17 protein-coding genes are annotated in these 22,311 nt (G+C 62.8%); 6 read left to right on the top strand and 11 right to left on the bottom strand.

Annotated features, from left to right (window positions below):
• Nucleotides 1–89: 89 nt before the first annotated feature.
• Nucleotides 90–1,067: an AraC family transcriptional regulator gene (locus tag PQB87_RS23505; protein ID WP_111940911.1), complete on the bottom strand. Its 978-nt coding sequence runs from the start codon at nt 1,065–1,067 to the stop codon at nt 90–92.
• Between the two features lie 703 nt (nt 1,068–1,770).
• On the opposite strand from PQB87_RS23505, the gene PQB87_RS23500 reads away from it, so the two are divergent.
• Both PQB87_RS23500 and PQB87_RS23495 read left to right on the top strand, forming a co-directional pair.
• Nucleotides 1,771–3,120: an MFS transporter gene (locus PQB87_RS23500; RefSeq protein WP_059686293.1), complete on the top strand. Its 1,350-nt coding sequence runs from the start codon at nt 1,771–1,773 to the stop codon at nt 3,118–3,120.
• A gap of 74 nt (nt 3,121–3,194) precedes the next feature.
• On the top strand, nt 3,195–4,367 hold the full coding sequence (locus tag PQB87_RS23495) for a porin (protein ID WP_011548543.1): 1,173 nt from the start codon (nt 3,195–3,197) through the stop codon (nt 4,365–4,367).
• 75 nt (nt 4,368–4,442) lie between these two features.
• Here PQB87_RS23495 and PQB87_RS23490 read toward each other — a convergent pair whose 3' ends face one another.
• Both PQB87_RS23490 and PQB87_RS23485 read right to left on the bottom strand, forming a co-directional pair.
• Nucleotides 4,443–4,733 (bottom strand): DUF4148 domain-containing protein, encoded by a 291-nt coding sequence (locus tag PQB87_RS23490; RefSeq protein WP_081064731.1) that lies wholly within the window; start codon nt 4,731–4,733, stop codon nt 4,443–4,445.
• Between the two features lie 611 nt (nt 4,734–5,344).
• A complete protein-coding gene (locus PQB87_RS23485) occupies nt 5,345–6,391 on the bottom strand; it encodes a GlxA family transcriptional regulator (protein WP_111940757.1) in 1,047 nt (348 codons plus the stop codon).
• Between the two features lie 122 nt (nt 6,392–6,513).
• Here PQB87_RS23485 and PQB87_RS23480 point away from each other — a divergent pair, with 122 nt between their 5' ends.
• The 3 genes from PQB87_RS23480 to PQB87_RS23470 are packed head-to-tail and all read left to right on the top strand — an operon-like array spanning nt 6,514 to nt 8,361.
• A complete protein-coding gene (locus tag PQB87_RS23480) occupies nt 6,514–7,344 on the top strand; it encodes an alpha/beta fold hydrolase (RefSeq protein ID WP_111940755.1) in 831 nt (276 codons plus the stop codon).
• 51 nt (nt 7,345–7,395) lie between these two features.
• Entirely contained in the window at nt 7,396–8,040 is a 645-nt protein-coding gene (locus PQB87_RS23475) for an FMN-dependent NADH-azoreductase (RefSeq protein ID WP_111940753.1), read from the top strand.
• Nucleotides 8,041–8,052: 12 nt separating this feature from the next.
• Complete coding sequence (locus PQB87_RS23470) at nt 8,053–8,361, top strand: YciI family protein (RefSeq protein ID WP_111940751.1); 309 nt, start codon at nt 8,053–8,055, stop codon at nt 8,359–8,361.
• A gap of 348 nt (nt 8,362–8,709) precedes the next feature.
• On the opposite strand, the gene PQB87_RS23465 is transcribed toward PQB87_RS23470, so the two are convergent.
• The 5 genes from PQB87_RS23465 to PQB87_RS23445 form a co-directional block, all read right to left on the bottom strand.
• A complete protein-coding gene (locus PQB87_RS23465) occupies nt 8,710–9,708 on the bottom strand; it encodes a transketolase family protein (RefSeq protein WP_233344078.1) in 999 nt (332 codons plus the stop codon).
• Nucleotides 9,705–10,550, bottom strand: coding sequence for a transketolase (locus PQB87_RS23460; RefSeq protein ID WP_012336786.1), 846 nt, complete (start codon nt 10,548–10,550; stop codon nt 9,705–9,707). Before PQB87_RS23460 ends, PQB87_RS23465 begins: the two co-directional genes overlap by 4 nt.
• Nucleotides 10,551–10,599: 49 nt before the next feature.
• Complete coding sequence (locus tag PQB87_RS23455) at nt 10,600–11,925, bottom strand: MFS transporter (RefSeq protein ID WP_011549819.1); 1,326 nt, start codon at nt 11,923–11,925, stop codon at nt 10,600–10,602.
• A gap of 74 nt (nt 11,926–11,999) precedes the next feature.
• Entirely contained in the window at nt 12,000–12,749 is a 750-nt protein-coding gene (locus tag PQB87_RS23450) for an SDR family NAD(P)-dependent oxidoreductase (protein ID WP_111940747.1), read from the bottom strand.
• Nucleotides 12,750–12,906: 157 nt separating this feature from the next.
• The gene (locus PQB87_RS23445; protein ID WP_111940745.1) at nt 12,907–13,806 is read right to left on the bottom strand and encodes a LysR substrate-binding domain-containing protein; all 900 of its coding nucleotides are present in this window, start codon (nt 13,804–13,806) and stop codon (nt 12,907–12,909) included.
• A gap of 636 nt (nt 13,807–14,442) precedes the next feature.
• Between PQB87_RS23445 and PQB87_RS23440 the strand changes: the two genes are divergently transcribed.
• Entirely contained in the window at nt 14,443–15,693 is a 1,251-nt protein-coding gene (locus tag PQB87_RS23440) for an IS256 family transposase (RefSeq protein ID WP_489242314.1), read from the top strand.
• A gap of 3 nt (nt 15,694–15,696) precedes the next feature.
• Here the strand turns inward: PQB87_RS23440 and PQB87_RS23435 are convergent, their stop codons facing one another.
• Genes PQB87_RS23435 through PQB87_RS23425 form a run of 3 tightly spaced genes read right to left on the bottom strand, consistent with a single transcriptional unit; the run spans nt 15,697 to nt 22,036 of the window.
• Nucleotides 15,697–18,975, bottom strand: a complete 3,279-nt coding sequence (locus PQB87_RS23435; protein ID WP_502291562.1) for a helicase C-terminal domain-containing protein — start codon at nt 18,973–18,975, stop codon at nt 15,697–15,699.
• Nucleotides 18,972–20,804 (bottom strand): phospholipase D family protein, encoded by a 1,833-nt coding sequence (locus PQB87_RS23430; RefSeq protein ID WP_111940741.1) that lies wholly within the window; start codon nt 20,802–20,804, stop codon nt 18,972–18,974. Before PQB87_RS23430 ends, PQB87_RS23435 begins: the two co-directional genes overlap by 4 nt.
• Entirely contained in the window at nt 20,798–22,036 is a 1,239-nt protein-coding gene (locus PQB87_RS23425; RefSeq protein WP_111940739.1) for a DUF6361 family protein, read from the bottom strand. The genes PQB87_RS23430 and PQB87_RS23425 overlap by 7 nt, the downstream gene beginning before the upstream one ends.
• Nucleotides 22,037–22,311: the final 275 nt, after the last annotated feature.

The raw sequence follows: 22,311 nt of genomic DNA, 5'->3' as shown, positions 1-22,311 counted from the left end.
TGCGCGATCTACAGCATTTCTATTCGATGCGCGCGGTCTCGCATGGAGAACCCGGCGTCACGGGCGGGAAAATGGGCGAAGGCGCGGCTTCATGCATCGCCCACAACGTCCGCTGCGCCATCCGCTCGGTCGTCCATCTCGGTCGCAGCCGCCGGCGCGAGCCCGGCCTCCGATTGCGTGCGAGCCAGCGCGGCGAAATAGCGGCCTGGCGAATGCCCGAGCGCTTTCTTGAACATGGTGATGAAGGCGGTTACCGACTCATAGCCGAGCTCGTCCGACACGCGTTGCACGGAAGCGCCGCCGGCAAGCTCGCGCACCGCAACGAGCAGTTGCAACTGCTGCCGCCAGCGGCCGAAGGTCAGTCCCGTTTCACTGACGACGAGTCTTGCCAGCGAACGCTCGCTCATGGCGAGACGCTTCGCCCATTGCGCGACGGTGCTGCGATCGCCGGGATTGGCGTTCAATGCGTCCGCCATCTGCCGGATGCGCGGATGATCCGTAACCGGCAGATAGAGGCGCTCGACCGGCATCAACGTCAGCTCATGCAACAGCACGCGCGCAAGCCGGTCGGTATGGCCGCCCTGCTCGTAGTCGAGCGGCGCACCGGCCAGATGCAGAATCATTTCGCGCAGCATCGGCGAAATGGACAGCGTGCAGCACTCCGTCGGCAAGTCGACGACACCGGGCTCGGCGAACAGATAGCAAAGCCGGGCATTGGGTGTCGCATGGTTACTGTGCGGCATCTCGCCGGGAATCCAGACGCCGCATTGCGGCGGGACGATCCAGAACGCGCCCGCGACCCGGCAGGTCACGGCGCCGTGCAACGCCAGCACCAGCTGCCCCTTCTGGTGCTTGTGAACCGGAATTTCGGCAGCATGCTCGTCGACGTGCATGCACATCGCTACCGCCGGCCGATCGATCGCGTCCGGATCCGCAAAATCAGGAAGGCTAACGTAACGGTTCATATCGGGCATTCTAGCGACATGTTGAAATTGTGGCGAACGATGCGAAGCATAACCAGGCACAGCCGCATCACGTGCCACGCTGGAATGGCGCCACGACTTCATTGCGCGAGACCGCCCCTTCCCGGACGCCCGACGTCCGGGCTCGCGCGTGAGCGGTTCGACGGTGTCGATGCCCATGCAGTCCGGTTCGGCCCCGATTGTGCTTCGTACATGGGCTGTGGCGCGTCACGTGCACGCTCGACGAGCCGGGCGAACCCCACGATGGCGTCGAGCAGATCGGCGTGGACGGCACCGCGAAGTTCAGCGGGCCACCGACCGCGAATTACGCTTCGATCGACCGCTCTCACCGCACAATCTGCCGAACGGAGCACCGCCGCGGCAACACAAGAATAATAAATACTGCCTGGACTGCGGCAATATTTCTCCGTGCAATCAAGATGACTTCACGATCCCGGCGCCCCGGATTTCTTCAAACGCAATGAAATACGGAGCGACGGAATAATAAATCAAGCGAGACAGTTTTTTCACACCAATACCGAACGGACGATGGCGCCGCACCATTGTGCATGGCGCTTGCCCCGTTCGGGACGGGACGGCACGGTCGTCGATCGAATCCGCCGGGCCGCCGCATTTGCATCAACAATCAGCTTCGTAAATTAATCAAGTATTCGTCGCATTAATCGTCGATTCTTCAATCCCATTTTAATGGCACCGAATGCTCGCCCATTCGCGCCACCACCTTTAACCCGGCAAGAAAATGCAATACCCGAAGTAAAACCTTTTCTTTTAACGCGAGGAGAACGATGTGGAAATACGGAAAATCAACGTCTACGACATCATCGACAGTCGCAGAATCGGCAGGAGGCAGTATTTCATCGTCGCCTTCTGCGCGCTGCTGATGCTTTTCGACGGCTTCGACACCCAGGTCATCAGCTTCATCGTGCCCGTTCTCGCGAAAGAATGGCAACTGCCCAAGGCGGTATTCGGCGCGATTTTTTCAGCGGTGTTCTTCGGGTTGCTGATCGGCAATTTCGGCATTCCGTTCGCGACCCGACGCTTCGGCACGAAGAAGATCGCTTTCGTGGCAACCGCTGCTTTCGGCCTGTTCACCGTCCTGACCGTCTTTGCCACCAGCGTGCCGCAGCTGATCGCCTTGAGGTTCCTCACCGGCATCGGGCTCGGAGCGGCCACGCCTTGCGCGGTGGGCCTCGTTTCGGAATTCAGCCCGAAGAGAACCCGCGCGACTTTCGTCATTCTCGTCTACATGGGATATGCGCTGGGGTTCATCTTCGCGGGCATCTGCAGCAGCGCGTTGATCCCGCGGTTCGGCTGGGAAGGCCCACTGTGGCTGGGCGGGCTCGCGGCAGTCGGCTTGACGGTGTTGCTCGTCCCGCTGCTGCCGGAATCCGTGGCCTACCTGTCGGCGAACGCGCAGCCCGGTGAATTGCTTCGTGCAACCAAGCGCCTCTTTCCCGATTTCACGCTGCAAGCGGACAGCGAACTGGTCACTCACGAAGAGAAGCCGGCAGACGCAAGTGTGCTCGGGTTGTTCTCCGCACAATTCCGCGTGGGGACATTCCTGCTGTGGGCCGTATTCGCCATCAACCTGGCCGCGTTCTATTTTCTGCAGAGCTGGCTGCCGACCGTTCTCGCGTCCATCTCGTTCCCACCCGCGCTCGTGGTCTGGGCGACCATCACCGTGATCATCGGCGGCATGGTGGCCAGTCTGCTGATGGGACCCATCATGGATCGCACGAGCCCTTACAGAATTCTGTCCGCGGTCTACGTCGGCGGCGCCGTGTCGATGTACGCAATCTCCATCGCGATCGGCTCATCGCATCTCGCTTTACTCACGACGATCTTCTTTTGCGGCTTTTGCATCAGCGGCGGACAAACCTGCGCGATCGCGTTGTGCACGCTGTTCTATAGCCCGGAATTGCGCGCCCCGGGCGTCGCGTGGGCCTACGGATTCGGTCGGCTCGGCGCCGCGGGCGGCACTTACCTCGCGGGCGTCCTGTACGCGAACAACTGGAGCGTCGACGCGATGTTTCGCGTGGCAGCCGCGCCAATCCTCATTGCAGCGGCTTGCGTGGCGCTGATGGGCGCTTGCTATGGCCTGACGAAGAACGGCCTGAAGAAATCCTTTTCGGCCTGACCGGTACCGCTCGCTGAATCGATGAACGTCAAGTGAACCGTTCTTTTGTATGGCCTTTTGATTGCGGAGATCTCATGAAAACCAAAAAAATCGAAATCATTGTCGGCTCGCTCGTGGGGCTGGCCAGTTCCGTCGCGCATAGCCAGAGCAGCGTCACACTCTATGGCGAGATCGACAACGGCATTCATTACCAGACCAACGTAGGCGGCGGCAAAGCCGTCTACATGGACTCGCTGGACGGCATCGACGGCAGCCGCTGGGGGCTGACCGGCAAGGAAGACCTGGGTGGCGGTCTCAAGGCGATTTTTACGCTCGAGTCCGGCATCAACGTGAACAACGGACAGTTTGCCCAGGGCGGCACGGCGTTCGGCCGGCAGGCTTTCGTCGGACTGAGCAGCGACACTTACGGCTCTCTCACCGCCGGCCGTCAGTACGACATGGTGTGGTATTTCCCCGAGTTTCTTGCCGGATCCGCGGCGGTTGGCGACCTGCCGAGCGCGCATCCGGGAGATTTCGACAACACCAGCAACAGCGTGCGATTCAACAACTCCGTGCGCTACATGAGCCCGGACTTCCGCGGCTTCTCCTTTGGCGTCGAATATAGCCTTGGCGGCGTACCCGGCGACTTCACGTCGATGTCGGGCTATTCGCTTGGAGTCGGTTACACACACGGTCCGCTTCAGATCGGCGCGGCGTTCGATTACTTCAAACACCCGACCTCGACGCCAGGCAACGGATGGTTCACCAACTATGCAAGCGGCTTCAATCTACTCGCCTCCTCTCTGAACTCGGCCTATCAGGTCGCGCAGGCCTATCAGGACGCCGTCATCGCGGCGGCCTACACGATCGGAAACGCGACGATCAGCGCATCGTATTCGAACGTTCAATACGCCAATCTCGGTGCGGGGTTCATGAACGGTACCGCCGTCTTCAACAACTACGACATCGGGTTGAACTACCGTGTCACGCCGGTCTTTTTCGTCGGCGTCGCGTACGACTACATGAACGCGCGGAGCGTCACGACGGCACAAGGCAATGCCGTCGGCAACCAGCACTACAATCAGGTGGCGTTCACGCTGGATTATCTGCTGTCGAAGCGTACCGACGTGTACTTCTCCGGCGGCTGGCAGCGCGCTTCGGGCACATCGTCGACGGGCGCGCCAGCCGTCGCCAACATCGGCGGCTCCGGAGATTCGTCGAATAACCACCAGATGGTTTATCGGCTCGCTATACGACATAAGTTCTGAGCGTGGCTCGCCCTGGAGCCTACATGACGATGCAGCGATATTGCAGCGCCAGCATGCGGACGCCAGGGTCATTGTTCAAGGCTGCTGGTTCGACGCCTGCAAGGATGGCGTCGCCACCGCGCCTGCATCGCGGACATCCCGATTCCGGCGAGCCTGCGCCATATCGGGCGGATAGGTCCGCTGCCTGGGCGAGTGAGTCGAAATCCAGCCGTCGCGTTCTGCCTGAACGAGTTCGACCCGCACTTCGGCGCGCGTCTTTCCGCTCGTGACCACGGCCGCGGCGCAGCCCGCATCGACTACACCGGCGCTCGCGGCAAACGGGATGCACGTGACGAACCAGAGTATCGCTGCAATTGTCGTGCGCATGAGAATCTCCTTCCTTGTGAGGCCGTGGCGCCGCGCTCAGACGAAGCCATACATGGTGAACAACATGACGTACGGGATCTGCTGTCCCGCCGAATTGCAGACCATGACGTCGGCCCTCTGAATGGCGCACGCGGACACGATTGCCTTTGCGACTTTCGAAATGACAAGTTTCATGATGATTGACTCCCCAATCTGACCCGACCTTACGGTCGATCTCTCGGCAATCCGTCGATGGTGCTGAGCAGCGCTCGAAGCGCTGCATCATGGGTTCATGACGCATTGCGGCCATCGACATCGCACAACGCTTGTTCACTACCGGGTCGAAGCACGGGAACCCGGCACGTCGGTGCTTTGAAGCGTCTGCGTGATGCGTACTTTATCGACATCCAGCCAGCATGAATTTGTGGAAGATGACAACGCATCTGCAAAAACTGCCAGAGTTTTGCTGATGCACGATGTCCTGTCGGCGGTCCATTGCCGAACCGCCATGTTGAACCGGGGCAAGACAAAGTCAACGCGCGGCCGCGCGATAGGCCCGCGCGTCGACATAGTGGATCAACGTTGCACGTAAGTGCAGCGAAATGCCGCGATCAGGGCCCTCTGCTGCAGCGTCATTCCCGACCCAGGCTGCTATCGTGCGAGGGGCGCAAACGTCTTGGGTTTCGCCCATTCGCCCAGCGCCTGTAGTCGGCCGGCGTCATACCGGTGAGTTGACCGAAGGCCCGTCGGAATGATGTTTCGTCGCTGTAGCCGCATTGCGATGCGACTTGCTTAATGCTTGCTCCAGGCCGCTCGAGCAACATGCAGGCCATTTCGATCCGCACGCGGGTAATGAACCCTTTGGGTGACTCGTTGGTCAAGCCCTTCAGCCGCCGATGCAGTGTTCGTTCGCTAAGACTTAGCGCGCTCGCCAGCGCTTCAGCGGACAATCCGGGGCTAGCATGGCGAACGATCTGCTCTGCTTGCAGAAGCAGCGGGTCGGTGGCATTGACGAACCCGCGGGGCGCATAAACCAGTTGCGGCAGCGGCAAGCTGTCGGCCACGGAGATATCTGCCGCGAGACGGGCCACATCGGGCCCTGCCTCGCTTCTGATCACGTGCAAGGCCAGATCCACCCAGGACAGCGGACCGCCTGTCGTCACGATCCGATCCTGCTCTTCCACTGCAGTGCCCCAAACCGCGCATGCCTTGGGAAACCGCTGCCTGAACGCATGGTGGAGCCACCAAGTGGTCGTACAACGCCTGCCGTTCAGCAATCCGGCCTCTCCCAGCACGAAGGTACCTGCACACGCAGCACCCACCAAAGCACCGGCCTGATGGCGCGCTTGCAGCCACGTTGCCGCGTGGCTGATCGATGCGGATACAGGAGGGAGCCGGTCCGGCCCCAGCGCCATGCCTGTGACAAGCGCCACGTCGCAATGCGTCAATTCCCGAAACGAAGCGTCGACCGGAATCAACCGGCCCTGCGGGTCGCACCGGGCCTTTCCATCCGCGCTTGCGATGATGGTCTCGAAGGTTGGGAGGGCTCGGCCGGGCAGGTCATATGACGCTTCGGCAGGCGGTGCGCGTAACGCCTGCTCCGTCATCCAGAACAGGTCGGCAAGGCCGCTAATGGCGGAGAGCAGGCTGCCTTCGACTGCAACGATTCCTATGCGCACGGCGCGCTCCGTGTCTCAGGGAGGGTTGGCGAATTTTGCATGAATGTTGGCGGGTTTGCCACCTGCAACGGTTCACTGAAGTCAGATAGATTTGACACGTCCCCTCAACGATTCGCTTTCACATGAAATTCCCATTCCTTCACAACTGTCCGGTCTCGCTCTTTCAGAGATGCGCGCGCCGTCGGTCCGCATGGTTCAGCCGGCTGGTTGCTGCCGTAGCCTTCACGGCGACGCTGACAACGGCTCATGCGGCAGCGACTGCGGCGCCGGCTGTGCGCAACATTGTCCTCGTGCATGGTGCCTTTGCGGATGGATCGAGCTGGAGCCCGGTGATCGTCAGGCTGCAACGCATGGGTTACCGAGTCACTGCCGTGCAAAACCCGCTCACTTCGCTGGCAGACGACGTTGCCGCCACCGAGAGCGTCTTGCATCGGCAAACCGGCGACGTACTGCTGGTGGGCCATTCCTGGGCCGGCGCGGTCATCACGCAAGCAGGCAATGCTGCCAATGTGAAAGGCCTGGTCTACCTGTCCGCGCTGGTACCGGACAACGGCGAGTCCGTCGCCGACCTTCTACAACGCCTCAACGCGCCAATGACCGGCCTCACACCGGACGCCCAGGGGCTGATCTGGCTCGACGATGCACGCGCATTTCAGCACGTCATGGCGGCAGACATTCCGCTTGAGCAGGCTCGAGTCCTGACATCGGTCCAGCAGCCTGTCGCGGCGGCCTGCTTCACCGGGAAGATCCAGCACGCGGCATGGCACGACAAGCCTGTCTGGTATCTGCGAACCACCAACGACAATGCGCTGAAGCCCGCCGTACAGCAAGCAATTGCACAGAACATCGGCGCAACCGTCACATCGATTCGCTCCAGCCACATGTCGATGCTGTCTCACCCGGACGAGGTCGCGAAGCTGATCGACCTAGCCGCCCGGAAGGCATCGCAATGAATTCCAGCACGTTTCGACGCGCTTCACTCCTCCCCTGACAGCGAGGCTTCAATGAACATCCTTCATCTCGATTCGAGCATACTCGGCAGCAGCTCCATCACGCGAGAACTGTCCGCGGTCGTGGTAGCTGGTCTCCGGGCGCAGCATCAATCAGCGCAGGTGACGTACCGTGATCTCGTCGGCGACGAAATCCGGCATCTCACCGGTCCGATCGCAGCCGGATTTCGCCAGATCGACGTCGGTGCTTTTGACACCAACACCGCACACGAACATCGGCTATCCGAAGTACTCGTCACAGAGTTTCTGGCGAGCGACGTCATTGTCATCGGTGCGCCAATGTACAACTTTTCGGTACCGAGCCAGTTGAAGGCATGGCTCGATCGTGTGGCACAGGCGGGGCGCACGTTCCGGTATACCGAAAGCGGCCCGGTCGGCCTGGCGAGCGGCAAGCGGGTAATCGTAGCCTCTGCGCGCGGCGGGTTTTACGCGGAGACACCGCTCGCGCACATGGACTTTCAGGAAGGCTATCTGAAGGCGTTCTTCGGTTTCCTGGGGATCACCGACGTCCGGTTCGTACGGGCGGAGGGGGCGTCGAAAGGTCAAATCGTCCGGGACCAGGGCATCGCACTCGCCAGGGCGTCCCTGACCGAGATACTCGTCAACTCGCGCACGTCCGGTGCGCAAACCGTCCAGTAACAGAGGTCGCTTATGCTGTTTGCCATCAAGCTCGGCTACGTCCGTCCGATTGAAGAGATCCAGGCGCATCTCGATGCTCACAAGGCATGGCTCGTCAGATACGCTCAGGCGGGAAATATCCTTGCCGCGGGTCCGCTGCATGAAGAGAACGGCGGCTTCGTACTGGCGTATGCGGGCCAACCACGGGATATCGAGAAAATGATTGCCGAAGACCCATTCCATATTCACGGGTTGGCCACGTTCGACGCTCGCTGCTGCGAACCTGCCCTATGTGCGGCAGATTTTCCTGCACGCTGGGCAGCAGGCGCAAGGTCGATATGATGAGCTTCATTTGCGGGACGTGCTCACGCTGACCCGCGGCGGAATTCTGTGACCAATCGTACCGTGAGCCGATATCCGGGCGATAGCCGACGTGCCGCAACTCTTGCGCGGCGCACGTCTGCCTCTCGCCCAGACTCCGGTCCTTCCACGGGCGCAACGGACACGCCGTTCCTGCGTGGTCCGGCACGCGCGGCAATGCATCCTGCCGGCCGTCGATGTCAGTTCGTATCGACGCTCCCGAGCGAACCGCCGGCTTGCTTGAGCGCATACGGCAGGATCCGGAAGACCGCCACAACCACGTCGCCGCGCGAGATGCCATTCACCCGGCACGCCCGCGCTTCCGATTCGTCATCCGAGCCAGGACCTGATATTCGCGCGCATCGCTCCGGTCGAGATCCCGTAGCGGTCGTGCAACGTCGGCAACGCACCCGCGGCGAGATACGCATCCGGCAGCGCGATCTGGCGGAACGGTACGACGACACCAGCCCCGAGCAACGCCGTTGCGACCGCTTCGCCAAGCCCGCCAATCACCGTATGGTTCTCCGCGACGATTACCATGCGCCCCTTGCGCGCGGCCTCGCGGACGATGGTCGCCGTGTCGAGCGGCTTGATCGTCGGCACGTGCAGCACGGCGACATCGACGCGATCGGCTTCGAGCGCCTTCGCCACCTCGAGCGCACGCATCGTCATGATCCCGGACGAGATCAGCAGCACATCGTTGCCGTCGCGCAGCAGCTTGGCCTTGCCGAGCTCGAACCGGTAGTCGTACTCGTCGAGCACGGCCGGCACGTTGCCGCGCAGCAGGCGCGCGTACACCGGCCCCTTGTGCGCCGCAATCGCCGGCACCATCTGCTCGATGTCCAGCGCGTCGCACGGGTCGATCACCGTCATGTTCGGCATCGCACGCATCAGCGCGAGGTCCTCGGCGGCCTGGTGGCTCGGCCCGTAGCCGGTCGTGAGCCCCGGCAATGCGCAGATCAGCTTCACGTCGAGATTGTCCTCGGCGATCGCCTGATGAATGAAGTCGTACGCGCGGCGCGTCGCAAACACCGCATAGGTCGTGACGAACGGCTGCGCGCCTTCGTGCGCGAAGCCGGCGGCGGCCCCCATCAGCAGTTGCTCGGCCATCCCCATCTGGTAGTACCGCTCCGGGAACGCCTTCGCGAAGATGTGCAGGTCGGTGTACTTGCCGAGATCGGCTGTCATGCCGATCACGTTGGCGTTGGTGCGGGCGAGTTCGGTCAGCGCATGGCCGAACGGCGCGGAGCGGGTCGCCTGCCCTTCCGCGGCGATGGAGGCGATCATCGCCGACGTCTTCAGGCGCGGCTTGTTGTCGGCGGTGCTCATGCGTGTCTCCCTGCTTCGAGTGCGTCGAGCGCGAGTTGCCACTCGTGCGCATCGACGCGAATGAAATGGCTCTTCTCGCGTGCTTCGAGGAACGGCACGCCGCACCCCATCTTCGTGTCGCAGACGATGATGCGCGGCTGCGGCGCGTCGTGCCGGCGCGCATCGTCGAACGCACGTTTCACCGCGTCGATGTCGTTGCCGTCCACCCGTTGCACGTACCAGCCGAACGCCTCGAGCTTGTCGACCAGCGGCTCGAACGCCATGACCTGCGTCGACGGGCCGTCGGCCTGCTGGTTGTTCACGTCGACGATCGCGATCAGGTTGTCGAGCTTCCAGTGCGCGGCCGACATCAGCCCTTCCCAGATCGCGCCTTCGTCGAGCTCGCCGTCGGAGAACAGCGTATAGACGAACGCATCGGAGCCCTTGCGCTTCAGGCCGAGACACCGGCCGACCGCGATCGTCAGCCCCTGCCCGAGCGAGCCGCCGGACATTTCCATGCCGGGCGTGTAGCTGGCCATGCCGGACATCGGCAAGCGACTGTCGTCGCTGCCATAGGTTTCGAGTTCCGCGGCCGGCAGGATGCCGGCTTCGAACAGCGCCGCGTACAGCGCGATCGCGTAGTGCCCGTTCGACAGCAGGAAGCGGTCGCGCCCTTCCCAGTCGGGATCGTCGGCGCGATAGCGCATCGCGCCGAAATAGGCGACGGCCAGCACGTCGGCGATGTCGAGTGCCTGGCCGACATAGCCCTGCCCCTGCACTTCGCCCATCAGCACGGCGTTTCTTCGGATACGGTACGCGCGCTCGGCGAGCGTGACCGCTTCATGGACGGTTTCGGTTTCCATCGATCACTCCAGTATCGGGTCGGAAGGAATGCAAATGAATCAGCGGTGATCAGCGGTTCACGGATCGGGGCACGAGGAACACCAGCAGCGCGCCGGCCGTGATCGCGACGGAGATGAACACGAGCCCCGCGGTGGACTTGCCGGTCAGGTCGTTCAGCCAGCCGACGATCGCCGGCGAGAAGAAGCCCGCGAGGTTCGCGAAGCAGTTGACCGCGGCGATGCCCGCCGCCGCCGACATCCCGCCCAGCAACGCGGTCGGCAGCGACCAGAACTGCGACGACGACGCGAGGATGCCGGCGGACGCGATGCTCAGGCACACGATCGACGCGCCGACGCTGCCGAGCATCGGCAACGTGGCGAAGCCCGCCGCCGCGACCAGCATCGGCACCGCGAGATGGAAGCGTCGCTCGCGGCGACGATCCGCGCTGATGCCGATCAGCGGCAGCGCGACGATCGCGCACGCATACGGAATCGCGGTGAACAGGCCGACCCACAGCGGATCGGCCACGCCCGCCTTGCGAATGATCGTCGGCAGCCAGAACGTAAGGCCGTACTGCCCGAGCACCACGCAGAAGTAGATCGCGGCCATCAGCCACAGCCGGCGGTCCGCGACGAAGGTCCGAATCGACAGGTGGGCGGTGGTGTGCGCGGCGTCGGCCGACACGTTGCGCGCGAGCAAGGCTTTTTCGGCGTCGGTCAGCCATTTCGCGCCGGCGATGCCGTCGTCGAGATACAGCAGGATCGCGAAACCCAGCACGAACGACGGCAGCGCCTCGAGCAGGAACAGCCACTTCCAGCCGGCCATCGACATCGCGCCGTGCAGCGAATGCATGATCGCGCCCGACAGCGGCCCGCCGATGATCCCGGCGAGCGGAATCGCCATGAAGAACAGCGACAGCGCCTTCGCGCGCCGCGCCGACGGGAACCAGTACGTGAGGTACAGGATCACGCCCGGCGCGAAGCCGGCTTCGGCGACGCCGAGCAGAAATCGCAGCACGTAGAACGCGGTGGGCGACTTGACGAACACGAAGCTCGCCGAGATCACCGCCCAGGTCAGCATGATGCGCGCGAGCCAGCGGCGCGCGCCGACGCGATGCAGGATCAGGTTGCTCGGCACCTCGAACAGGAAATAGCCGAGGAAGAAGATGCCGGCGCCCATCCCGTAGACCGTCTCGCTGAAGCGCAGGTCGTTGAGCATCTGCAGTTTCGCGAAGCCGACGTTGACGCGGTCGAGATACGCGCCGAGGTAGCACAACATCAGGAACGGGATCAGCCGTCGCGCGACCTTCGCGTAGGTGGCCGCTTCGAACGTCCGCGCGTCGTCCCGTTGCAGCATCTCGCCCTCGACGGGCGGTGCGGGGTACTTTGCTCTCATCCTTGTCTCCTGCCATGGCCCCGGGTTGTCCCGGGTGCATGATGGTCGGCGCCGCGCATCGGGCGGCGCCGTTCTCAGTGAATCAGCATCCCGCCGTTGACGTCGAGCGTGATGCCCGTCAGGTAGCTCGACAGGTCGCTCAGCAGGAACAGGCACGCATGCGCGACGTCGGCGGCCTCGCCGAGCCGGCCGAGGGGAATGCCCTTGATGATGTCCTCGCGCATGTCGGGCGTCAGCTTGTCGCCGGTGATGTCGGTCTGGATCAGGCCCGGCGTGATCGAATTGACGCGGACCCGGTCGGCGCCGAATTCGCGCGCCATCGCCTTCGCGAGGCCGAGCACGCCGGCCTTGGCGGCGCTATAGTGCGGCCCGCCGAAGATGCCGCCGCCGCGTTGCGCGGACACCGACGACATGCAGACGATGCTGCCGCCGCGCTGCTCTTTCATCGCGGGTAGCACCGCTTGCGACATGTACAGCGTGCCGCGCAGGTTCACGTCGACGATCGCATCGAAGTCGCGCGCCGAGATCTCCAGCGTGCGCACCGGCTGCGTGATGCCGGCGTTGTTCACGAGGCCGTCGATGCGGCCGAAGTGCTCAAGCGCGACGCGGGCTGCCGCCGCGCACGCGTCGCGGTCGGTTACGTCGCAGGCGAGGCCGAGATGGCCGGCGCCCAGTTCGGCGGCGGCCGCTTCCGCGTCGTCGCGGCGAAGGTCGAGGATCGCCACCCGTGCGCCGTGCGCGGCCAGCGCGCGGGCCGTTGCCTTGCCGATTCCGCGTGGCGATGCGGCGCCGGTCACGATGATGGTCCTGTTGTCGAGCAACATCGCTTGTCTCCTGTGTTGATGTGTTGTCCGGAGTGTCGGCTTACCGGACACCCGCATCAACGCGGAAACGCTCAGCCATAGTTGAGAAAATTTCAGATGACGGCGAATAGCCGGTGCTGCAGCGCAATATCGCGGGGCGTGCCGCCGGATGACGCGGTCAACCCGCTTGCCGATGAGCGGCGACTTCCCGCTCGATCCACGCCAGGAAGCGCTTCACGCGCGGCAATTCCGCGTTCTGCCGCGGGTAAACGAGATGATGAGCACCGACTTCGACCGCATGGCGCTCGCCGAACACCGGCACCAGCAGCCCTTGACGGATCTTCACCGACGCGAGCATCAGGCTTTCGAGCGCGATGCCGAGGCCGAGCGCGGCGGTTTCGAGCGACATGTACGAGCGGTCGAACGAGAAGTCGAAGGTTTTCTGCGCCGCCAGCGGCACGCCGGTGCGACCGAACCACTGCTTCCACTGGACCAGCGGCGTTTCGGAATAGATCAGACGATGGGCGAGCAGGTCTTCCGGTGCGTGCACCGGATGTTGCTCGAGGTACCGCGGTGACGCGAGCGGCGCGATGAACTCGCCGCGCACCGTCTTCACCTCGAGGTTGTCCCAGTTGCCATAGCCGTGCCGGACGTCGATATCGTAGAAGCCGTTCGAGAACGACACGTTTTCGTACGAGCACGCGAGGTTCAGCTGGATATCGCCGTTCGCCTCCTGAAACGACGACAGCCGCGGCAGCAGCCACATCAGCCCGAAGCTCGGGCTCGAATGCACGCGCAGGATATCGACTTCGGTGCGGCTCGACGCGCGCTCGGTCGCGCGGCTGAGGTCGGCCAGCGAGCCGGTGACGTCGGCCAGGTAGCGTTCGCCGGTCGGCGTGAGGACGAGGCCTCGCCCCGAGCGCTGAAACAGCGGTTGACCGATCTGCGCTTCGAGGTTGCTGAGCTGGTGACTGACGGCGGACGCGGTCAGGCCGAGCTCTTCCGCCGCTCGGTTGACGCTTTTGGTCCGGGCGACGCTTTCGAACGCGATGATCGCCTTGAGCGGAGGGATACGCATGTGGGAGTCTTGGAGAATTTGTCGAACGCCAGCAAAGCGATATCGTGCTCGGGCGATCGCCCAAGCAAAGCCAGTCCAATATATTACGCGTCAATTCTGGGCCGCCGGAGCACGTCCAGTCACCGCATTGTCACCGAGCCCAGAGTCGCGAGGAGCGATGTCAACTTCCCGGGAAGCTGGCATCAGCAACCACGCGGTATGCGGAACCTGAGTTTGAACCGACCATCGCGCCATGGTGATAAGGTTCCCAATCTCGCTGTCGCGTTCATCCCGACGTCAGGATTGGCACGCGACCGCGAATGGCGGTTCTGGCACGACGCGAACGTCTCTGAACGACACGAAGTGGCGTTCAGACAGTGATGGAAATCGCTCCCCACGACGAGTCCGGTTTCTAGGAGCGGCGGACGGATGACCTTTGAAGGCGAGTGGTGACAGAAGAATAGGCGGAGCGGCGTTGCAACGGCCGGATGGCAACTGCCGGGGCGTTTCCTCAAGCCGCGTCTGCGCAGTCTTTGCATGCCGCTTTGAGAACATGGTTGATCGGCGCTAGATCGACTAGAAGCGCTCTGCGGATCTCTCGCAGGGGCCTGTCAGCAATTTCGTGTTCAAGGCATATGATGCTCCGAAGGAGACTATATGCCTCGCAAACCGAAAGCCAAACCGATAGACCTGCCGGCGATTCCCGCCGCGTTGCTTGAGCAATTCGGCAGCGGTCCGATGACGGCCGAAGCGATCAACGCCGCAACGATGGCCCTCAAGAAGGCGCTGATCGAGCGAGCACTGGGCGGTGAGATGAGTCATCATCTGGGCTACCCGCCTGGCGCGGCCAAGCCGAGCGCCGTAACCAATCAGCGCAATGGCACGGGCGCCAAGACGGTGCTGACCGAGGACGGCCCGATCCGTATCGAGGTGCCTCGTGACCGCGACGGCAGCTTCGAACCGCTGCTGATTCCCAAACACGAACGACGCTTCACGGGCTTCGACGACAAGATCGTCGCCATGTACGCCCGGGGCATGACCGTGCGTGAGATTCAGGGATTTTTGCAAGAGCAATACGGTACCGAGGTTTCGCCCGATTTCATCAGCTCGGTCACCGACGAGGTCATGGCCGAAGTGACCGCCTGGCAAGCGCGGCCGCTCGAGCCGATGTATCCGGTGGTGTTCTTTGACGCGCTGCGGGTCAAGATTCGCGAAGACGCCGTGGTGCGCAACAAGGCGATCTACCTTGCGCTGGGCGTTCTGCCCGACGGCACGCGCGATATTCTAGGCTTGTGGATCGAAGGCACCGAAGGCGCCAAGTTCTGGATGAAGGTGTTCAACGATCTCAAGACACGTGGCGTTCACGACATCCTAATCGCCGTGACCGACGGCCTCAAAGGCATGCCCGAGGCGCTGGCTGCCGTGTTTCCGGCGACCACGCTGCAGACCTGCATCGTTCACCTGATCCGCAACAGCCTCGATTACGCCAGCTGGAAAGACCGTCGAGGATTAGCCGCAGTGATTCGCCCAATCTACTGCGCACCGAGTGCGGAGGCGGCTCAGGCAGAACTCGACGCCTTTGCCGCAGGGCCATGGGGCCAGAAATTCCCGACAGTCAGTGCGGCATGGCGCAACGCCTGGGATCGTGTGATTCCGTTCTTCGCGTTTCCGCCGGCGGTTCGCAAGGTTATATACACTACGAACGCCATCGAGAACATCAACTCGCAGCTGCGCAAGATCATCAAGACTCGAGGACACTTCCCGACCGATGAGGCTGCCACCAAGCTCATCTGGCTGGCACTGCGCAACATCACCGCCGATTGGGGGCGTGCTGCTCATGACTGGAAGGCGGCTATGAACCAGTTCGCCATCCTTTACGAGGATCGATTCGTTCGACCATCCGTGTGAATCTCAACCCGCCTTGAACACGGAAATCCTGACACCCCCCTCTCGCAGATCGGCGTCCTCGTAATTCCGCCTAAGCAGGTTCTCGATGAGTTCCTGCTGTCTCGGCTGGCCGAACGACAATCGATAAAGAGAGAGAATCCGCAGAATCTCATCAAGCCGGTCAATTTCGCTGCTGAACGGTGCCACCGGCACGATCCGTTCTAGGCACGCGTAGCCACGCGGGACGTACCAGTACGGCACGAGATCCGTGCGGCGCTCATCCTTGCTTGCCAAATCGAAAAGACGCGTCCATACGTCGAGTGACTGCGACGCCACTGGGAAAGTCAACGCGTTGCCATAAGCCTGCGCGACACGCTGGCGCACCACCAGCGATTTATAGCGGTTGATGCGCCCTTCACGTTGCTCGAGATCGATCGGATTGGCAGGCAGGCTCCAATGCACGACGCGCCGGCAATACCAGTGAAAATCAAGTCCTTCCTGACCGATGGACGTCGAATTGAGCATGAACGGCCAGAACGGCGAATTGAACGATGCACGCACGTTGGCGATCCGCTTGATGCCCTCTTCCTCTGTGCTGCTTTGATTACCGAACGGCACGGCATAGTGGCAGTGGAACGTCACGTCGTGCCGTTTCACCTGGCCTTTCAGCGGCGGCAGTGCGGTCTGCGCCGTGAGCGACACCGCACCCGGCGCAATGGCCACGTGAAACGCCCCGACCGACTCGTCTATGCCGCGATAAACCGATTTGAGCAGATGCAGGAACTCGTCGAACACGGCCTGCAAATTGCCCATCGCAGCGTACGATGAGACGGCTACCCAGGGCTTGGCGCCCGGCAGCACGGCCCGTAGCACACGCTGCGATTCCATGCGGTTCATCTTGTCGATGAACGACGATGCGCAGTCCGTCGCGTGCGCTAGCAGTTTGTCGTCGGACTCGTCGGCCGCGCCGGTCTCCCAGACCGTCCAGAGCGTGCGCCGCATACACACCGCCGGCCCGGCGATGGCAAGATCCACGAGCCAGCCGAGCAGGTCGTCAGGCGGCTCACCGAGTCCGCCACCGGCGCGGGCAAGGAGCTCCAGAACGCGCGGCACGTGAGCCTTACGCGCCTGACTGGCCGCCGAAAATCGCTCGAATGCGCGCGCCCAGCGCGTCACGCTTGCCTGCGTGTCGTTGTCCCCATCGCGAATCATGTCGAGCAGGAACGGCGCGAGCGCGTACCAGCGCGCGCTGTAACGCTGCGCGCCGTGCCCGTAGCGCTCGCACAGCAGGCGGAAATCCGCCGTCAGTTCGTCGCGCACGCGCTGCCTGACTTCATCGAGCGAGGCGCCGGGATGACATACCGGCACGGCCGCCAGACGCGCGGACGGATAAATCAGCCCCCACGCCGGGCCGATCTTCGATCCGTCGAACAGCAAGGTGCCTTTGTACGCGTCGCGGTTGTCGAGATAATCGTGACGCCTGCGCCCCCTGGCCAGCAAACGCCGTTCGCACTCGTACGAAACGTAGCTGCTCAGCGCACGCGGAGCCAGTACAAGCGAGGAAAACAACAATGTCTTGCTGAAGCCTTCCTTGTCCTTGAAGGGGCCGCAGCCTGCATAGTTGGACAGGCTCGGCGGCACCCAGAGCAAGCGTTCGGCGCCCTCTGGCGCGGCCGCACGCAACACTTGCGCGAAGCGTCCGCTCGGCGCCTCGCGCGTCAGATCCAGACTGTAGTTCCGGAAGCGCTGGTACGGAATCCAGCCCGCGCCGGCTTCCTTCAGCGCCTCCTTGACGGGCGTCTCTCTGGCATGCAGGCGCAGCGTCTCACGAAGCTGATAGCCGCTCAGGAAAGACAGGCTCCAGGGCGCGGCCTTGTGGAACTGCATGACATCGCTCACGGCGTGACCACGGCTAACCGACTTGAGCGCCTGGGCGAGCCGGTCGAGCGCGACGAATCCATCGATCTCCGCCGTTTGCGGGCGTGCATCCAGTTCGTGCGCCCGTACTGTCACGAAGATCTTCTCGATGTCCGGCTCGATTGCACCCCGCTCAGAACGGCAGATATAAGGACGTAGCGCATCCTCGACGCGGTCGCGCTCGGCCGTGCTGAGCGTGCCCGGTACAAGCGGTGCTGCCGGCAGCGTCAGCAATTGGCGCAGCAGGGCATCGCGCGCCCTAGCGTAATGACAGAGCACGTCCTTATTGTCCCGGCACAGGTAGCCGAGCAGCTCGTTGAGCTGCTTCTCGTGCGCCTGGCCTTCCTGATCTTCGTCCAGATGCGTCAGCGCCTTGAACGGCGTTGCCGATAACAGAAGCGTTGCATAGCCGGTGCCTTCATGCAGCACCCGCCGCGCGATGATCTGCTCCTCCGAAACGGCGTCCTCGCCGGTAGCCGCATCCGCCGTAACGGAGCCGGCGTGCAGCAGTGCCGAAAACCGCTGGAATTCATCCAGGATGAAGATATCCGCCTTCAGATTGCGCGCGCAGGCTTCGACAAACATCTGCCGGATGCCGCCGCGCACACAGGTCGTCAGATGCGTGCCGTGTTTGATCGCCCTGACATCTTCCGCCGCCGCTTCGGATAGGCTCTGGATCAGCGTGGCCCACGAATGCAGATTCAGTTGCAACGCTTTCGCCGCGGTTCGCGCGGACGCATCGAGCTTCGGCCGCTCCTTGAGGCGCCCAATGAACTCCGCGAGCGCCTGAGCCTCAAGCTCCCGGTTATCGCAATAACACGCGGCATACTCCCATGCGCCCTTCACGCCGTTGCGAAAGAATTCTTCCAGTTGCTCGGTGTCATTAATCTGGCGTGCGCTCCTCACGGCGAGCCAGAGAATGTAGCGCTCCAGCGCGTTCCCGCCTCCCCGGCTCAGCGAAAACGAAGTCGCTGGCGTGAGCGAGCACGATTCCATCAGCGTGCCGGGTTCCGGGTCGTCCTGCTTGAGACCGAGTTCCGCGAGACGGCCGAATTTCAGCGAACTGACCCACTGCTCCTGTTCACTGCCGCTGAACACTGCGAGCTTGCCCGCGTTCTCGTGCGCGAGCGCTTGATTCGAGCAGATATAGACCACTCTGAGCGGTTGCGCCGCAAGATTGTCTTCCAGGCGGCGGCTCAAAAGCGAAGCCACGACCCCGCGCGCCACCAGCGTCTTGCCAAGTCCAACTTCATCGCCGACCAGCAGCCGGCCGTGCAGTCCGTTCGGGCCATCGAGACGCATGCACGCTTGCGTGACTGTTGCGCGCTGAAAGTCCCTCAAGTCACCGAGCGCGTCCTGGATGCGCTGTTGCGCTTCATGCATCATGCGTTTCGTTCCCGATGGTAGGCGACAAAACTGTCGAAGAGCGCGTCCAGCCCTTCCGGCAAAGTCTCGACCTCGGCGCGAATGCGCCGGTAAATATCGACGGCACGGCTCATCCGGCGCGGCGCGCGGGAGGCCGCCCGCAGAAGTTGCTCGTAGAGCGCGCCCTTGCCGTCGAGCCCGAACACGTCTGCGCCCTGCCCGTTGCCGTCGGCGCGCGACCAGTCGGTGCGCGACGGATCCAGGTGCAGAATCAATTCGAGGTAACGCAGGAGCTTTCGGCCGTCGCCGACGATATCCCGGAACAGCGCACCCTTGCGCCGCTCGAGCAAGTCGACGGACAACGCCGCCTGCACGACGAATCGCTTGCGCACGCCCTTCGGCGACACGATCTCGACCGGCAGGAATGCGCTAATGTCCGTCAGGCTGACGCCGGTCCACGTCATCGAAGCGCCGAGCGCGCGCGGATCGTCGCGGCAGAGCAGGCGCGCGGTGGCCTCATAGCCCGCCGGCAATCGTACGGCCGCGCCGTCAGGCTGCATGTCGAGCCGCAGGTCGAACCGGCCCGGCTCACTCCGATATTCCTTCACGTGGAGCAGCCACCCGGCGGAACTTAGTGCATGCACGGCGCGGCGCATCGCGCTGTCTTCCTCGGGGCTGGCCGGCCCGGCCTCGCGAAACTCGTGCTTATGGAACACGTTGGACGTCTTCCATGCTTCCAGCAAGGCGTCGGGACCGATCTTGCGGTTCCTGCCCGTCAGTCGCAGCATCAGTTCGCGATTGCGGGGCGGCGCCAGCTTGCCCGGCTGCCCGAACGCGGCGTTCGTCATATTGGCCGAACCAACATGCCAGATGGCCTGCGCGCCGTACTTCGCGACGATGAGCTTGGCGTGAAGATTCTGTTGCGCTGGCGCGCGGCTTTCGAGCCGCTCCTCGCCGTCGACCACGCGCTCCGACAGCGACAGGCAATCCCAGTTGTCCAGCGCGTCTCTGCCAATCTTGTCGAGCGTGTCACCCCGGCTGATGAGCGTGCGTCTCGCGTCATCGCGCGTGCGGCTGGCCAGCTCGGCGAGCATGCTTTGTCCATCGGCATCGAGAAAAGGTGACACGACCAGCAAATCGTCGAACTTGTCCGGCAGATCCAGCGGCACGCCAGCGGTCTTCTCGTCGCCGTGAAAGCCCGGCAGCACCTCGAACGCCGGGTCGAACTGATCGGGCGCCGTCCAGGCGACGTGTCCGAGGGCATCGCACCAGGCTTCGATCTCCGCAATGTTGTGAGCGTCCTGCGCCAGAGAACGCAGAAACGCGAGGAGGCGCGGATCGCCGTTGCCGTTGCGTGCCGTTTCGCCGTCGATCGACACGGCGAGATCCCAGCTACGATCAAACGTGAGGTTGCGCGACAACACCAGCAAGCGCCAGCGATCCGCACCATCCTCATCCAGCGCGGTGAAGCGTAGCAGCCACACTTTAGGATGGAACGACGCGAACGCGCCGTCTGCGCCTTCGAGCGCGACGACCGGCACGAGCAGCGGCTCGAGCAACGTAAAGAGGCGATTGAACTTGCCCGGCACCTTGATGTTGCCGCGCTGATAAAACACCATCAGGCGCTTCTGAAGCTGATCGATGGATTCGAGCAACGCCACACGCTCGCCCGACAGTTCGCCTTCCTCCTCTTCTTCCAGCGTCTGATCCAGCGTGAGCGCGAGCGAAGCGGCGGCGAGCGTTTCGAGATCGAGCGAGAAGGTGGTTGCGATAGCTGAGTGCAACGCATAGCCCGGCGGCGCGCGCAATTGACCGCCGTAGTCGAGACGATCGTTTTCGAGCGTCAGCAAGGCAACACCTCGACGATATCGTTCAACATGCGCCGCACGGTCTGCCAGCGGTAGTCGAGCGCACTCATGCCGTACCAGTCGGCACGCTCGCGCGGTAGTTTGATCAACAACGAGCGCGCGGGCTTGTTGTCGACGGCCTGAGTACGGACAAGTGCATCGAGATCGGCCTGCTTTGGCGCGTCAGCCTGATTCAGCGCATTCCATCGTTCGAGGAATTCGATGGTCCGCCGCTTCACACGCGTGCCGCCCGCTTCGGCGACGCTCAGCCACTCGAGATCCGCACCCGGATGGAAGATACCGGCGAGTTTGACTGTTACGCGCCAATCGGAGTAGAGCTCATCGCAGACCGCGTGCAGACGGTCATCGTCGATGCCTTCCGCAATCAGCCGGTTGAAAACGATATGCGCGCCCTCGACTGCAAGGCTGAAGCGCTGCGCTGCCGCGATGTTGTTGCGGCATGTCTGGCTGAGCGAAATTTGTCTGGCTGCCCATGCGCTGAACGCGGCAAAGCTGGCGTGATCGTCGCTCAGCGCACTGACCGTCAGGTCGTTGGAAAGCAACTGGGCGCAAACCGTGTCATCAAGGTCACGCGCGGTAGTGAAGCGCTCGCGCAGGAAACGCGCTTCATCCTCGTCCAATTTCAAGGTGAGACCGGCCGGCCAGTCGCCTCGCGATCCGGGCGGCCGACGCACGACGGATTCGACGCGTTGCCCGGCGTCATCGCTGCCTTCCTCGGAGCTTACGGCTTCCTGAGCATCCCCGTCGCGATGCCAGTAGCGGCAGAATTCCGCGAGCGAACTTTTCGTGCGTACGATTTCAAACACGCGCAGGCCGTTCCAGTAAGTTGAGGACGGACGTCGCGCAACACCGCCCTGCTCCACCACGGTGTGACCGATCACGCCTTCAGGTTCCAGATCCGCCGCATCGTAGTTGGTCTTGAGCGTCCTGGCGAATTCGTTCTCCGCGATCTTCAGATATTCGTCGAGCGGTCGGCGGCGGCGCTTCGCGTCTGGCAACTCCGCCCAGTCCAGCATGATCTTCGGCACGGCGAGGAAATACCTTGCGCGCGTCTGAACCGTAGTGAAGCCGGGAAAGAGCGTGTCCGCGTATGCATCTCGGAGTTGTCCGAAGCCCAGCTCATCTAGTGTGCCCGGTTCTTTCATCAGCGCGAGCACTTCGTGCACGCGCTTGCGATCCGTCGAAGAAAAATCGATCCATCCGATACGGCTCATCCAGTCACCCGTTAATTTTCATGCCGTCCTAACCTCCGGACAAGTCAGTTGCGCATTACTTCGGTCAAGCCTGCTGAAAGATATCGGAAACTCAGGACAAGTCTTGTCCAGTTGCGTCCAGCTGAAACGCGAAAGCAACACCCGGCCAAGCGACTCATCGCCATCAGACATTCAGCGGCAAGCGAGGTGACGTCTCTCCGCATGATGCTCTCGCTCGATGTGCCGGCACGCCTCGTCGTGAAACAGGTCCGTGGTCGTGACGATTGAGTACGTAT

This window comes from Burkholderia sp. KL41 (genome assembly GCF_057005415.2).
Note: the sequence above shows the minus strand (reverse complement) of the source record. Positions and strands in the feature narration are given on the sequence as shown.

Excerpts from the sequence above, each read along its gene's own strand:
- PQB87_RS23460 (WP_012336786.1), bottom strand. The coding sequence starts at position 10,550 with ATGGAAACCGAAACCGTCCATGAAGCGGTCACGCTCGCCGAGCGCGCG.
- PQB87_RS23450 (WP_111940747.1), bottom strand. The coding sequence starts at position 12,749 with ATGTTGCTCGACAACAGGACCATCATCGTGACCGGCGCCGCATCGCCA.
- PQB87_RS23490 (WP_081064731.1), bottom strand. The coding sequence starts at position 4,733 with ATGCGCACGACAATTGCAGCGATACTCTGGTTCGTCACGTGCATCCCG.
- PQB87_RS23440 (WP_489242314.1), top strand. The coding sequence starts at position 14,443 with ATGCCTCGCAAACCGAAAGCCAAACCGATAGACCTGCCGGCGATTCCC.
- PQB87_RS23425 (WP_111940739.1), bottom strand. The coding sequence starts at position 22,036 with ATGAGCCGTATCGGATGGATCGATTTTTCTTCGACGGATCGCAAGCGC.
- PQB87_RS23470 (WP_111940751.1), top strand. The coding sequence starts at position 8,053 with ATGCTGTTTGCCATCAAGCTCGGCTACGTCCGTCCGATTGAAGAGATC.
- PQB87_RS23465 (WP_233344078.1), bottom strand. The coding sequence starts at position 9,708 with ATGAGCACCGCCGACAACAAGCCGCGCCTGAAGACGTCGGCGATGATC.
- PQB87_RS23475 (WP_111940753.1), top strand. The coding sequence starts at position 7,396 with ATGAACATCCTTCATCTCGATTCGAGCATACTCGGCAGCAGCTCCATC.
- PQB87_RS23445 (WP_111940745.1), bottom strand. The coding sequence starts at position 13,806 with ATGCGTATCCCTCCGCTCAAGGCGATCATCGCGTTCGAAAGCGTCGCC.
- PQB87_RS23505 (WP_111940911.1), bottom strand. The coding sequence starts at position 1,067 with ATGAAGTCGTGGCGCCATTCCAGCGTGGCACGTGATGCGGCTGTGCCT.
- PQB87_RS23455 (WP_011549819.1), bottom strand. The coding sequence starts at position 11,925 with ATGAGAGCAAAGTACCCCGCACCGCCCGTCGAGGGCGAGATGCTGCAA.
- PQB87_RS23480 (WP_111940755.1), top strand. The coding sequence starts at position 6,514 with ATGAAATTCCCATTCCTTCACAACTGTCCGGTCTCGCTCTTTCAGAGA.
- PQB87_RS23435 (WP_502291562.1), bottom strand. The coding sequence starts at position 18,975 with ATGATGCATGAAGCGCAACAGCGCATCCAGGACGCGCTCGGTGACTTG.
- PQB87_RS23495 (WP_011548543.1), top strand. The coding sequence starts at position 3,195 with ATGAAAACCAAAAAAATCGAAATCATTGTCGGCTCGCTCGTGGGGCTG.